Source organism: Chitinophaga oryziterrae (assembly GCF_009758125.1).
In the GTDB taxonomy this organism is placed as follows: domain Bacteria; phylum Bacteroidota; class Bacteroidia; order Chitinophagales; family Chitinophagaceae; genus Chitinophaga; species Chitinophaga oryziterrae.
The window spans coordinates 482966-498951 of sequence record NZ_WRXO01000005.1 but is presented as its reverse complement, the minus strand read 5'-3'; the positions used below and the strand labels follow the sequence as shown (position 1 = coordinate 498951).

The 15986-nt window shown below is 42.8% G+C and carries 5 protein-coding genes; 1 reads left to right on the top strand and 4 read right to left on the bottom strand.

The features are described from left to right. Positions 1–23 precede the first annotated feature (23 nt). Positions 24–1670: a GH39 family glycosyl hydrolase gene (locus GO495_RS19600; RefSeq protein WP_240915268.1), complete on the bottom strand. Its 1647-nt coding sequence runs from the start codon at positions 1668–1670 to the stop codon at positions 24–26. A gap of 31 nt (positions 1671–1701) precedes the next feature. Next, entirely contained in the window at positions 1702–2445 is a 744-nt protein-coding gene (locus tag GO495_RS19595) for a tetratricopeptide repeat protein (RefSeq protein WP_157301404.1), read from the bottom strand. Positions 2446–2543: 98 nt separating this feature from the next. On the opposite strand from GO495_RS19595, the gene GO495_RS19590 reads away from it, so the two are divergent. Next, a complete protein-coding gene (locus tag GO495_RS19590) occupies positions 2544–6713 on the top strand; it encodes an AAA domain-containing protein (RefSeq protein ID WP_157301403.1) in 4170 nt (1389 codons plus the stop codon). Here GO495_RS19590 and GO495_RS19585 read toward each other — a convergent pair. Both GO495_RS19585 and GO495_RS19580 read right to left on the bottom strand, forming a co-directional pair. Then, a complete protein-coding gene (locus tag GO495_RS19585; protein ID WP_157301402.1) occupies positions 6710–10717 on the bottom strand; it encodes a DEAD/DEAH box helicase in 4008 nt (1335 codons plus the stop codon). The genes GO495_RS19590 and GO495_RS19585 overlap by 4 nt on opposite strands. A gap of 22 nt (positions 10718–10739) precedes the next feature. After that, positions 10740–15887 (bottom strand): CHAT domain-containing protein, encoded by a 5148-nt coding sequence (locus GO495_RS19580; protein ID WP_157301401.1) that lies wholly within the window; start codon positions 15885–15887, stop codon positions 10740–10742. Between the last annotated feature and the right edge of the window lie 99 nt (positions 15888–15986).

The following is a 15986-nucleotide window of genomic DNA, read 5'->3' as shown; positions in this document are numbered from 1 at the left end:
GGATCTCCGTCCTTTTATCAAAGCTACCAATCAAATTTAATGAACGATACGCCTTGTTCAGGCAAAGTTATCTTCGCTGAATAATTACCGCTAACCAGTTGTGTACCTGTCAACTGTTGTAACTGACCAGATTTTTCCAATACCAGAAACTGTTCCTTTGTAGGATGTAACGGAGAACCCATTTTCTTCCATACTGTATACGCATTACTATGCTCACCATCTATCCTGTAATGCGTCATCTTTACTTTCCCCTTTGGCAATCCTTTTACTGTTACCAATATAGTTTGCGTAATTCCCGCAGTATCTGCGTCATGATAATTCCAGATCATCACCCCTGCCGTCTTTTCTCCTTTTGAGGCGATAGCACCAACATCAGACTTCGCTCTTACGCTGCTGTCCAGTATTGTTTGCAGGGGATACATATTGCTGGCAGTAACCGCCACACGTTTCCCCTGCATCATGCCAAACATACGGAAAACATTCAGTACCGGCTTATCGATACCATTAGTGGCAAGGTCCCGGAACCCTGCAAAAACAGGCTGGTCCTCAAATTCAAATGACCAGCTTACTGCTCCTGTAAGATGGGCTCTATATCTTTCCGCCAGCTCATATTTCCGCGCAAATGAAGCGGCCGTATAACTCGAATACATCGTCCCGTTCCTATAGGCATTTTCAGGATTGGTACTCATACCACAGGCGGCACATCCTTCCGGATCTGACTCTCCAATGATGATCGGGAGTTCTTTTAATTCCGGATAACCACTGATGATCTTCAGATTGTTATCAATGTTCCTTAACTGATTCCGTACATCCATCACTACAGTACCATTCACAATAGTGGGCGAACCTTTCGCATGAAACAACACTGCATCTAAAGGACTTCCTTTTTTCCCGGTAGCATAATTCGTTTCGTATAAACAATGTTTTAAGAAAGCATCGAGGAATTTCATTGCACCACCAGTGCTGTTACATCCTCCTATTCTGGCAGTGGGTAATGCTCTTTTTAACCCATCAGCGGCATAGTCATATAGTTTAAAAAAGTCCTGCCGACTACCTTTCCAGTAATAACCATCCGGTTCATTCCATACTTCCCAATACCAGCTTTCCACTTCTTTCTGCCCATACCTGGCTACACAATGTTTTACCCACTCATATACCAGGTTGCCCCATTTGCTGTAATCTTTAGGTGGATAAGCCCAGCCGGTGATAATCCTGTTATAAGGTAATCCTGGCTGCCAGTCGTGTTTATATGGCTGGGGATGTGTAGACAATGCCTCGGGCATAAAACCGATCTGCGCAAGGGGCTTCATCCCTCTCTTAATATACGTATCAAAAATGCTGTCTACAATTCTCCAGCTATACACCGGATTACCATCAGCGTCCTCTGTATACACATTTGTAGACCCCCATTTAAGAGCGGCCACGCCATCTCCGCTGGTCAGTAGATTATGCGCCCGCACATATACCGGCACCGGGCTAAGGGCAGCAATTTCAGACAGCAGCTTTGTGCCGTCTTTCATATAAGTGTAATTAGGTTCATCATATCCGAACCAGGCCCAGATAGGATTCATTTGGCCAACTTCTTTGGTAAGATCTACCTGAACCGACTGGCAATTGCCATATTTGATAAGAAACAGGGCAACAAGGAAAAGGAATGTGTTTTTCATCATGGTTACTAAAAATAGCGAATCCGGGCCATTTTTACAACCCCGCCATTTCTTTCCGGGATAATCTCACCCATTGTGTATTCATTCTCCTCACATATCTTGGATGTAATTCTATTTCATCTCTTACTGCCTGGAACTGTGCAGCGGCTTCTTTATTCCTCCGCTGTTTCTTCAGCATCAATCCATAATAATACATCGCTTCCAGAGAATGATGTACCCTGATCACCTTCTTATATTCTTCTTCCGCTCTTTCCAACTCCATATTCCCTTCCAGCGCCTTTGCGTACAACAACTCATCTTCCTGGTTATTCATCTGGTCCTTCCGCGACGACAACAGTTTCTTAAAACTGGCAATGCTCTCCCCATACTGTTCATTATAAAAGTACAACCTCGCCAAGCGCTGCGTAATCCCCACATCATTAGCATGGTGCCCAACCCGACAGGATTCCGCCAATGCTATTGCTTTGGCATATTGCTTTTGCTGCGCATAGGCATCTGCCAGTTGTAGTTTATTAGTCACGGTATCGGCAACACGTACTCTCCGTTCCCATTCCTTAATATTATGATTAGGCAGGAACAGGTTCTGCAGATTAGAAGTGAACTCTCCCCTGTTTATCTCCGGCAATATTTCCCGGATAAAATAAGCGATAGCTCCTGCAGCAGGAAGAAAAATGATGATATATATCCAGTCCTTCTTCCCCTTTTTCATAGCATGAGCTACACAGAATATCTGGGCAAGAATGATCAGGTAATAGGAATTGTTCCAGAATGCGTACATACTTGGGATTTCTTTAAAATGCTAACAAGTTACATACGAAGATAATATATTTGCCATATATTCCTGTTTTTCTGTTTCGTCGTATATTGCCATACATTATGAATGTTACAGGGGTTGAATTCTTCGATCAGTTAAGTGAATTACATTATCAGTCCACCACTATAAAAGATAAATATCCGAAACTCCGTTCCTTACTGGAACGGGTTTGTAAGGATATGACAGCCGGAGATCCTATCCAGTTCTCGAATTTATTTTCGAGACTTAATTACGTTTGTAAAAAAACAAAACTTCCTTCCCGCAGAACATACCAGATCAATACTTTTCGTGTAAATGCGAATAACGTGCTGTATGCCGGCTTCAATCCTTCCGAAGAGGATTACCTGCATGACCTGAAAGCATTGTGTAATGTAGTCAGTCATTTTTATGATATCCCCATACCGGAATACATGTCTATCCTCTTACCTGAAATAGATTTATATAAACCAGCACAAAGAATAAAAGGGGAAAAACATGAGAGAATAAGGGTAGATGTGCTGTATGCAGATGATGAATACATTTATGCTTTCGCAGAGAAAATGCCTACAGAAGATCCTGTAAGGATTAAATATAATGAAGAATTTGCCCCAACAGTAGCCAGGTTATGGACGGATTGTCAGTTAAACTTAATAGATGTTACCATTGATGATCATGGGATCTTATTTCCTGATATGATCATTCTGGAACCCGATTATTTAATTGATATCAGCTCTCTGGCAGAGTGTTTAAAAGAATATGGCAGTCATCCGCTGAACTATGTCCAGAGCAGGTTTGAAGCGACTAAGAATACCAGTCATATCCTGTTGGGTAATGCTGCCAACCTGTTCTTAGATGAATTTGTGAATGAGAAACCTCATGAGCCGGTAGTCTATAAAACCGCCATGAAAAAGGCATTTAAAGCAGCGCCACTGGAATTTGCCACTTGTGCGGACCTCAACAGCAAGGAAAAAGTATTTACCTTTTTTGAAAGCACTGTTGAACAGTTTAACAATATCCGGAAAGTAGTAAATAATGTATTCCCTTCCAGAGGAATCGACAGGGAGTATGGTATCCTGGAACCAGCGTTCATGTGCGAACACCTGGGTGTACAGGGACGACTCGATTATCTGCAATTGAATACGGATAAACAGTTTGTGATAGAATTAAAATCAGGTAAAGCGCCGTCCCCTGATACCAACTTTGAATTAATAGGGAAGAATCATAAAGCACAGGCGTTCATCTACCAGATCATTATTCAGAAAATATTAGGTGTATCATTTAAGAAATTAGACACCCTTATTTTTTATTCGAGATACGCAGATGAACAGGCTAACCTAAGACTCTCACAACCTTTTATGGCGGTGATCAAAGAGATCCTTAATATCCGTAACCTGATTGTTGCTGATGAAAGAACAATTGCAGCGGATCATACAGGTAATGCTACCAAGGCACAGATAGATGAGATCTCTCCTGAAACACTGATCACCAATAATCAGCTGAATGAAAATTTCCTTAACCGGTTTATTGTTCCGCAGATCAATCATTTTAAATCCTTTTTTAATAATTCCTCAGTAACGGAGTCTGCTTATTTTCATAGCTTTTACACCTTCGTTACAAGAGAACATTATATTTCAAAAACCGGTGGGGCTGATTATGAAGGCAGCAAAGGTATTTCTTCTTTATGGCTGTCTACATTAGACGAAAAAATGGAATCAGGGGAGATATTAACAGATCTCACTATTCTTGAAAATAACACAGAAAAGATACCATCTACAGTAACGCTCACCATCCCTGCTTATGATGATAATTTCCTGCCCAACTTCCGGCAGGGAGATATCGTTATTCTTTATCAAAGGAATAACCAGGACGATAATGTTACCAATAAACAAATCTTCAAAGGGGCCATTGAAGCTTTGCATCATGATGCGATTACTATACGTCTGCGGCAGCAGCAACGTAATCAGTCCGTTTTACCCGTTGATAGTAAATATGCAGTAGAGCACGATTTCCTGGACGCTGCCTACAGCATTATGTACAGGGGACTATATGCATTCCTACAGGCTAACACCGATCGTAAAACGCTATTATTGAACCAGCGACCGCCCATGTTGCATGCGGGAGATGTTCCGGCAATAGCTACCCGGCATTCTGCAGAAGTAGATGATATAGTACGCAAAGCAAAACATGCACGTGATTACTTCCTGTTGGTAGGCCCGCCGGGAACAGGTAAAACGTCTATTGCACTAAAGGAGATGGTAAAAGAGTTTTATAAGATGGGCTGTTCCATACTCCTGTTATCTTATACAAACAGGGCAGTAGATGAAATCTGTGATTCTCTGGATACGATAGTAGACGCACCCGCTTATATACGCATTGGATCCTCACTCTCCTGCGATCCTAAACACCGCGATCGTCTCCTTGATAAAGCGATTGCTGATTGCGATTCCAGAGAGCTGGTAAAACTGCGCGTGCAGCAGTACCGGATCTTTGTAGGAACAGTAGCAGCCGTTTCCGGCAGGATGGAACTTTTCCGTATCAAACATTTCCAGGTAGCAATTATTGATGAGGCTTCGCAGATATTAGAGCCACATCTGTTAGGTATCCTCTCTGCTAAAAACGGAAAGGGCACGAACGCAATTGATAAATTCATTCTGATAGGGGATCACAAACAACTGCCGGCAGTCGTATTACAAAAGCCGGTAGAGTCTCAGGTGAATGATCCGCACTTACATGCAATGGGCTTATATGACAGGCGCAATTCTCTCTTTGAAAGATTATACAGTCTGCATAAAGATGATAAGAACTCTCCTTTCTGGAGCATGTTACATAAACAGGGGCGTATGCATCCTGATATTGCATTATTCCCTAATTATGCATTCTATAACGGAGAGCTGAAAGAAGTTCCCTGTGCGCATCAGAAAGCCCCTCTTGAATTTAAGCAATATGGTACTGATGCCATACAAACATTGATTGCTACCAAGCGTCTTGCGTTTATCCCTTCGGAAAGGAACACCAATGAAAAAACGAATAAAACGAATTCACATGAAGCAGCTATTACTGCCATGCTGCTTAAAAACATCTATACATTATATCAATTAAATGGATTAGTATTTTCTCCTGAAGAAAGTGTGGGTATTATTACCCCTTACAGAAGTCAGATTGCATTGATACGACGGGAGATCATTAAACTGGATATTCCCGTATTGAATCAATTAACGATCGATACAGTAGAACGTTTCCAGGGTTCACAACGGGATATCATCATTTATTCTTTTAGTGTAAACCAGTTTTACCAGATAGATTTCCTTTCCAATAATATGGAAGAAAACGGGATGCTGATAGATCGTAAATTGAATGTAGCTATTACAAGGGCAAAGAAACAACTCTTTATTACCGGTAATCCTGCCATCCTTTCTAATAATATTACTTATTTCAGGTTGATAGAATTCATACGCTCTAAAGGCGGGTATTTATCTGTTCGCCCTTCACAATTCCTTTCTGGGAACTTTGCTACTGAGAAGCCAGCCGTTGTGGATACTCCTGATGAAACATTCACCACTGTATTTAATAATTTAGTTGTAACGCCTGTCAAAAATCATCCGGATACAAAACCGCCTTCTCTCATTTATGGCAATGATCATGACTATAATAAATTGTGTGTAATAGAATATGGCAGGACGAACTTCGATCTGCAAACGAAGTACAGCTCACAGGAAAAGATAGATTTATATTGTTACTACAACATGCGTCAGCAGTATTGTAGCACAATAGAATCCTTCTCTTCTTCCTTTGATTTCTTTGCGACTTCATTTACGGATACCAGCAATAGAATTTCTTTCATAGACCTTGGCTGTGGGCCTTTAACATCCGGATTAGCTTTCAACAAAACCTTCAGGTTTAACTTTCATTATATTGGCATAGACGTTTCCGCTTCTATGTTATCTAAAGCCAGAGAATTTGCGGATAGTGGATTATTTGATAAAGACACTACATTCCTTTTAAAACATTCTTTAGAAGAGATACATACTGACTACTGGGACAGCACATTCTGTTTTCCCAACACAGTAGTAATCAACTTCTCTCATCAGTTTGCCAACATGGGTAAAGAAGATGTAGAAAAACTGGCTACTGGAATAAATAATCTCTTAGATAAATACCCTTTAAACAAATACATCATCGCTGCTACAGACAGAAAAAACAGGATGTATCACGTTCTCCGCAGACTAGTACCCCGATTAAGTGATCAGGGTTAACCCGTAATTAACTTCATCAATTCCTCCGTTGATAATCTTCCCGCCTGATCACTACCCTGCAATAACTGATCTGCCAGGTCCCGCTTATTATGATGCAATGCAATGATCTTTTCTTCAATCGTGTGCTTCGTTACCAACCGGTAAATAGTCACCGGTTTCGTTTGTCCTATACGATGCGCACGGTCAGACGCCTGCTCCTCAATGGCAGGATTCCACCACGGATCAAGATGAATCACATAGTCCGCTGCAGTAAGGTTAAGACCTAAGCCACCCGCTTTCAGGCTTATTAAGAAGAGGTCTGCTGTACCGGACTGGAACTGTTTTACCAATGTTTCTCTGGCAGGAATAGGCGTAGAGCCATCCAGGTATAAATAAGAAATACCCAGGTTGTCTAAAGCACGTTTAACCAGCTCAAGATGTTTTACAAACTGGCTAAATACCAACGCCCGATGATTGTTAGAAATCAGCTCTGTAGCTATTTCCAGGAATACAGATAATTTGGAAGAAGGGATGTTGATGGAACTATCCACCATCTGCACATTACACGCAGCCATTCGTAACTTCCCAATTTCAGTGAGTGCATTCAGATGCTGACGTCCATGCACATTGCCATACTTCTTCAGATTCTCCACTGCTTTTAAACGCAACGCTTCATAAAAGGCTATTTCATCAGGTGATAAATCCACCATCTTCACAATCTCTGTTTTAGCCGGTAGCTCATCTAATACACCGGCTTTAGTCCTGCGTAACATAAAAGGAGCTATCAACTTTCGCAGATGCTTCTTTACTGTACTATCAGGATTATATACTACCGGTGTAGCAAAGTTTTTATTGAAATCATACAAACTTCCTAATAAACCCGGATTGATAAAATTGAACAGGTTCCATATTTCATTCAGATGATTTTGTATAGGGGTACCGGTGAGAATTAACTTAAATCCGGCTGATAAAGACATCGCCGCCTTAGAGGTTTTAGTCTGGAAGTTTTTGATAGTATGTGCCTCATCGAGTACTACTGTGCACCAGTCAACCGCGGCGAATATTTTCTCTTCCGATTGTAATAAACCATAAGTGGTAATCACCACATCATAAGCCAAACTGGCTTTTAGTATCTCTTCCCGGTCACCACCATTTAAATATACAGGCCGCAGGGAAGGCGCGAATTTGTTGATCTCATTCGTCCAGTTAGGTAATACAGAAGCCGGACAAACCACCAGTGCTGGCCCCTGACTGGCACGGTATAATAAAATAGCGATCGCCTGTATCGTTTTACCCAACCCCATATCATCTGCCAGACAGGCCCCTGCTCCCCAGGAAGCTAAACGGGCCATCCAGCGGAAACCCTCTTCCTGGTAAGGACGTAAAGTGGTTTGTAACGTGGCAGGTACTTCCGGGACCAAAGAAGCTGATTCTTCCCATTTCTTCCGGTTGGCTTTCCATACAACATCCGTCTCCGCACTGCCAGCAGTTTCCAGCAACTCATCCAGCATATGTGCGCTCAGCTCCTGCACTTTAATAGTGTCTTTCTCTTCAAGCGCAATGCTGGCTAACTCACTAAGATGCTTATATAATTTATTGGTCAGCGCCAGGAAGTCGCCGTTTCGCAAAGCGATGAAACGGCTCTTACTCAGTTTTGTAGCATCCAGTAATTCTTTCAGCGATAATACCGTATTCTCATCTGCCTTCAACTCTCCGTTAAATTCAAACCAACGCCCATTTGCTTTCTTTACGGTCACACGCAGATTAGACGCACTCACCTGCGTGCGTATCTTAAACCGCTCTCCTTCCAGCCATTCCGCCACTGCTATCTCCGGATTACGTTGTATAATTTCCAGTAGTTGCAAACAATCCAGCGGGTCTTCAAAGATGATAGTATCGTCATCTACTTCCTGCACGATCGCCTGCTGTATATACGCCAGCAATATGCCCATATTCCCTCTCTCCGCATCCAGGTCACGGATCGCCTGACATCGCTCTCCGTTCATCATCCCGATAATGATCTTCGCCCCTTCTCCTGGTTTGCAATAAGGAGGATCACTTACAAACGGCTTCACAAAAAAGCTCGCTTTTAATGCATTGCCTATAGGTAACAATTGTACACGGATACGCGTGTCTCCCTCTTTCTTCTTGATATCAGACGCCGCTTCATCCAGATTGGAATGCACAGTAATATGTGTACCAATGTTACGCAATGCCTGTAATAACTTCTCCTTACCATCGGCAGGAATGACATCTATCTGTTTTAATGTTTGCAGTAACCCACGCTGCTGCGGAGTGAGCTTCACTACCTTCAACCGGTTCATCGTTTCTTTCACAATAACAGTATCTCCAGTAGCATCTGACACGTTGCTGCTGAAAGTAAACCCTTTGCCGGTTTTGTTTACAAAGAGTTCGGGGCCTCCTTTTACAATCTCTACTGACACAGCCGGCTGATCCTTCAGGAATAAAAACGGATGACCCGCAATCTCCTGCCATACCTTTTCTTCAAAAATATAAGATTCCCCTCCATAAGTGTAATGCGTTTCTTTCATCACGGTAGCGCCTATTCTGAAATCCTGGTCCGTCATGCCTTCTACCTTCCCATCTTTCAATCTCTTCAACTCCACACTCCTGCCTTTACTCCATTCTCCACCCAGGTTCGTTTGTAAGACCGGTTGTATCCCATAGCTGTAAAAATCTATCAGATAAATAAGCCTTGACTCAACAGCTACTTTCTCTTTCTTATTATTCTCATTAGTGATCAGCAATGTATTTAGCAACCTTTCCCAGTCAGGCACTTTTTGCAATAAAGAAAGCGCAGGTTTCTTCCCGATAAAAGTCTCCAGTTCATTAAACTCCGCGGTATGCCCCTGATATCCATCCTCTTTAAAAAGATACAGGTATTCATAGGTCAGCAATCTGTATTGATATTCTATTCCCCTGTTTACAATCATTTTCATGATAGGCTGATAGGTCTTCAGTAATTTACTTTTCGGATGAAAAAGTTGTAAACAGATCAGGGAAAGATAACTCAGTAAATACCTGCCAGGTTGTTTTGCATTTGTTTCTAACAATATCCCAAGGATATTCTCCGCTTTCTCCTTTCTGCCATTATGAAAATGCAGTAAACAGATAGCAGGTGTTATCACCGGAAATAATTTCTTTTCGTAAGCAGCCGTAATTTTATTGATAATAGGGTAAGACTGTTCGTCTGGTAGTATAATTAATGTAAGGGCATACAGGAAAGAAAATAAAGGTGCATTGGGGATGCTGTTCTTCTTATCCGTTTGCCGTTGCAGCTTGATGCCCTGTTCAAAAGCAGCATATGCTTTTTCCGGTTCCCTGTTATACAGGAGATGCACCGCTTTTGAAAACACATTTTCTGTTTCTCTGAAATCCCCTTCCAGTAATAATAGCTCCGGATCGGTGAATGCATTCATCTTTTTCTGAAAGGCATACAACTGGCTGATGGCAGGCATCTCCAGCAGATTATACTTTATAGTGGCCTCATAAATCTTTACAATGCTCTCAGAAGAGAATAATTTGAGCAGTGGCTCATATGCAGGAAAATACAAGAGGTAACATAAATAAGGGAAATACTCCGCCAGTTCAAATTCTATCTTCCTGACTGGTTGCATGAGCAGTGATTTCTCTCCCGTGAAATAAGCAACAAGTAACTGTTGCAGCTCCTGCAACCTGGCGCTGGTGCTATAGAAAGAATACGTTTTATTATCCAGCAACCGGAGATAGCCCGGCCGTATGATATTGACAGGGAACAGGCAAAACCCGAATTCAGGTACTAATGAATAATTACCGGCAAGATTAATCATAGCCAGACGGGCATCCACTAACTCCTGCAGAATTTCAATAATTCCGTTCTGGGGAATTTCCCTGATCAGCTGTACTTTATCGATCAGCATGTACCGCTCTACCGGATAAAGGTACACAGAGAGTATGTCGATCACCAGTTTTGTATCCTCCGGCTGTGACTGATATTGCTTTAAATAGAATGTTTCATTAATCATTGCTGGACACAAAAATAGCTGACTATACCCAATCTTTTATTAATTTATCGATTGAGTCTTTCCCCTCAGCCTGGTTACACCAGGATAAGGCCATAGACAGGAATTGAAGATGTTCCTTTACGATACATCTCTTTCCGGGTGATCCTGCGGTGTAATACAACATATTGAAAGCACCCTGCATATCAGTTGAAGGCTGTATCAACAGTACCACCAGTTTAATATTAAATATTTCTAAAGGCGTTCTATCCTGTTGCAGGAATATATTCAGCTTATTCTCCACGTCAATGCCTGCGGTAGTCCCATTCATTAAAGCCAGCAGGATATCCGTTTCCAGTGCGCAGACCTCATTAGATACGGTATGATTGATGCCGGTAGCCTTCTGGTAATATTCTCCTGCCTGTTGTAATGCCTTTTTCCGCTGCTCGTTGGTTGTCGCGAACATCGCCTTGTATTTAAAGGCATGGCCCAGCAACATATATCTTTCTGCGGTTTCTGAGAGTTTCGTTAAACTGCTAAGGTATGCCACCACATTGTTAAACCTGTCAATCAGCTTTGTTCTGTCCTTGGGGAACAGCAGAATATCTGATATACATTTTTTACAACTGATATTACAATAACTTTCAGCTGCCAGCAAGGAGAATGCAGCATTCTCTGCTTTCAGTAACTGCTCGAATTTAGCCACTGCCATATCGTATTCTCCCAGTTCCGCATAGATCATTGCTTCATTTTCCGTGATGGCCGTATTGCGTAAGCCTGCTTTGTCTACAGCTGCTGAGATAGCCGTCAGTTTTTTGAGGTATTCTTCTACGGGCTGTTCTCCCATCTCCACTTTATTCAGCAGGTTGAATAACGCATCTTCTGCTTCCTGTGGCATGACGAAACTGATTGTTTCCTCCGGCCCTCTGTACAATACGTCTGTCAGTTTGTAGAAAGGATCACCATAACACTGGTATGCTCCCCAGGTATTATTTTCGCTTTTATCGTAGTGTTCATAAATGTACTTCCTGGCTGTTTGTATAGCGTACCCGAAAGTGCAACCACTGAACATGGCGGTATAGAACTGGTCTGTAAAATCAAATGCTGCATCATCGTTTACGGCCCATCCTGCCGCAATCACCGCTTTCACGCCATTTTGGATCAGTTGCACACCAATGTTGGCGGCCAGCTGATAACGTTCGCTGTAGAACTGCTCTTCCACACCATCTACTTCTCCAAGGGAACAGCAGTTCACAAATACCAGTTCCGGCACTGTACTCATCTGCCCGATCTCGCGGGTAGACAGGAAGATCTTATTTCCTATGACCATTCCGGATGCTTCGGGGGATTCCTTGTTATATACGCCATGCCCTGCCATGTGAATGATCTTGTAATCATCTGCAAAGAGTGCCTTTATAATACTGAAAGAGGATTGCTGGATCATCTCTTTATTGTCAAATCCCTCTTCTCTCAGGATCTCAGCTACGCGTTTTCCTTCTTTGAATGCTGCCGGTAATGAAGGCAGGTATCCTTTTGTCTGTGGATCTGCAATAATCAGTGCGGTTCTTTTTGTAACAGCATTGATGGTCAACCTGTATTTATTTGTCGCTAACTGACGGATCATGCCCGCATTAACTGCCAAGGGCTCGTTATCGACAAGCCCGTCATGCAATAGTTCCCACGGATAAGCGGCCGTGTTCTCATCCAGTATCCAGCAGATATTTGCCTGTTTCTTAAACTGCTCTTTAAAATCATTGGGGATCAGCAATTCAAAAAGCGTTTTTGCCGCTTCCCTCGACCACTCATTGCTGGTAGAGATTTCTTTGATCAGGGATGATATAATATCCAGACTGCTGGAAAGCTGTTTCTGTTCTTCCCTTGCTCCACCTGTAGAGGCGCTGAACTGCAATCTCTTTATCTTATCGCTTTCTCCTTCTTTGTTGATCAGCTGTACGGTGATACGTGTCCACCAGCCTTCTGCCTGGTCCTTTAACACCCGTCTTTCCCGTCCTAACAACGTTTTAATGTCATTGTCAATATCTATAGCAAATGACCGGCTGTTTTCACGTTGTAAAGTATGCAGTGCATAACAGCCATTCAGTGCACGGTCTTCATATTTCTCTATAAACTCCACATGGCTTACTACCCTTGCATTCCGCCCCTGTAATTTTCTTACTTTGGTATTCGCTCTTTGTACACCCTGTAAGATGGCTCTTATAGAATTCTCTATAGTTAATCCGCCATAACCGCAGCCAATGATCAATGAAGAGATTCCTATTACTGCAGGGACCTCATTATTACTCTCCAGGAATAATAAATAATTGGCGATACCCTGTTCTACCGTCAGCGAGAGTTGATATGCAGTGAGGGTACCGGCTTCACCTAATCCCACAACCAGTGCACCTTTTAACTTCAGATAAGGTGTCAGTAATACTTCGCTGCTGCCTATAGTGCCGGGATATAAACCCAGTTTATGCCTTTTGGTTAATGCACCTTTCAGGTAGCTATCAATTGCTTTTTCTGCATATAATATACCATCCCCTTTAAAGTGCCCGTTTAACAACGGATAAGCTGCATACAAAAGATCACCCTGACTGACAGACGCCTTCACGGGTATTTCATTGCCCTCCTCTTCGGGAGTTTCTGTGTCCGTACCGAGAATAGTATTTTCTACACCTGCTGCTGAAAGATCAAAATTGTGCATGTCGGGTGTTCTGAACACTTTTTCTGTCTCACCACGCATGACGGGTCTTTGCTTACTCAGTAAGCTGGTCCTGCCGTCGGAAAGGATATCTGCTATGCCACCGAACAGACTGTTATCATTCGCCAGTTGTCCATGCGTTACCCCCGTGTAATACACCTGGTCTGCTTTGATCAGTTGCTGCGGAATACCGGAATCCCATGTTACACTTGAATCACCTTCACTCGTGCTCAGGAATGTAAGTCCGGTTTCGTCTATCTGGTAACTATAAGGAGTTGCCCTGTCGTGTCCTGCAATGTAAACAGCGCCTTTGTAGTCTATAACTGTTTTGTTAACAGCATCCCGGTATGCCCTGAAATCTTCCAGTGGTTTATCTGATGGAACAGGCCAGTCATCATCACCAAATGCTGCTTTCATTTTCGCCCATATAGCATCGCTGCCCATATCGTTATCACCATCTGTTGAAAGCGGCAGCAGACTGAGGATACCCGGTAATTGCGAGAATACTTGTAAGAGTTCTTTCTTCGTATGGATAATATCGATCAGGCTGAGTTTAACGATGATAGGGTCTCTGCCAAATAATACATTGGGAATGCGGAAAGAGCCTCCCAGTGGTGCACCAAGGAATAACAGCTGAAAGCCGGATGAATCTCTTAGTTGTTTCCATCTCTCCGGATTTGTAACAATAAAATCTCTTACCACCACTCCACCCATAGAGTGTGCGATGATTTTTATCGGCTGATTGAATTTTAATAATTCCTCTACCTTATTATTAAACGATGTTGCGCATTCGTTCAGTTGCAGCCGCCAGTCGAAGGGAAAAGTAACAACGTCATAAGTATCATTAAGAAAATTTGCCAGTTTTCTGTAGGAAGTGGCAACAATAGAGGTTGCGGTAATCGGACCTGATTCTAACTGCATCAGTCCACCGGTAATAAAATTCAGGTAGTTGATCCATATCCTATCATCCCCGATACTCAAATTAGAGCCCATAATACCGGGCATGAGTATCACGATCGGACGTTTACCTGTTACATGATCCATGAAGAGTGCACCTGATTCGATCAGACTTCTTGCCGCAAGCGCCTCTTCTCTGGTCATCGTGGAGAATCCCGGAACAGGTGCATTACCTATCTGCTTTAATGCATTACTGAGCGCCGTTACGGTAGCCTGATTCCCGAAATAACTAAAATGGTCTACATCATCTGCCTTATCAAAAAAATATTGAAGGTTGGTTGTCCTTTTAGACCCCTGGTACATAGAACCGGTGTTCACAACAAGATCATTATCCCGTCTGAAAAACAGTTTAACGGCTATGATCAGCAATGCTTTTAATCCCGGTTTTAAACCACAGTTACCGGAGATGACTGACAACGGGCTTTCTATGAATCCATCGAAAGTAGCATCATTCAGCACTTTAATAAAAGGAGATTCAGGGTCCATTGCTTCCAGGCCCGGCAACACATTCACATCATTTTTAGTGTTGACAACAGCCGCTATCAGTTCCCGGAATGAATCTGAGCCGGTGAGGTTACCAATGATATTGAAGAAGTAGTCCGTCCGCGAGGAGGCGAGCGTAGTACCTGCAGCGGGACATGCAACGCGAACGAATTTAGCTACGCTGATCTTTTTCGTGGCAAGAGCCGCTTGGATTTTATTGATATTCTCAATGTCTCCGTCCCGGCCTTCTTTCTTCAACAGTGTTATTTCTGCCGCTGAGAAGCCTTTGTTATGATCGTCTGTAATACTGAAGCGGCAAAGGATCTCTCCCAATAGTCCACCACGTGAATGACTCACGAGATGCAGGGTCGCTATATCCGGCAATTGTGCCACCAGTTGAGATATATTCTGCAAGGGGCTTTCTGTCAATGAACGATGCTGGAATGCGATGATATTACGACCATAGGTCTGGCATATTTCTGCCCATTCAGGTGTTCCCTTTAATTTATCAAAAGAGCCGGTGGTAGAAGAAGCAGTGCCATGCAGGAAAAGCAGGTACGGTTTGTTTGCATCGGCAGGTTTAAAGGGCTGCATCTGGAAGTTACTGTCCAGCAGGTATAGCCCTGTTTTATTCTCAAGTTTTTTATCCTCTATGCGGGTGGCAATCTCAGCTACTCTGGTATCAAGGTCTGTTTTCACAAAGTGATGTATGAGCCTGATCACGATATCGCCTGCAATACCCCTGTCGGCCCCACTTGCTTTTATGGAAGAAGGGATCTGGAAAGTGTTGTCCTCTCCGGAGCGGTTAGCGGCAGGGACGGCTTCAGGGAACAGTATATTCAGCGTATCACTGCCACAAAGCCAGGTAGTGTTATCATCAAACACAAATTCCAGCAGGTCATTTTTGTCCAGCCCGATTTTATGTATTTCGGTAATGCCTCCTCTCTGGCTACTCTGAATGTTATAGGTTGCCTGTAACCAAAGTCCGGCGCCTTCGGGTTTATGGTCTAATATAGGGATGATCTTATCTCCTTGAATTGCAATGTTTTGCATGCGGAATTGTTGTTATCTACCAATAATGTTTCGTTTCGGGGCTCGTGGCAAGGTTACTATCGGTTCAATGGAAAATTAGGGCAATGGAAAACTTACAAT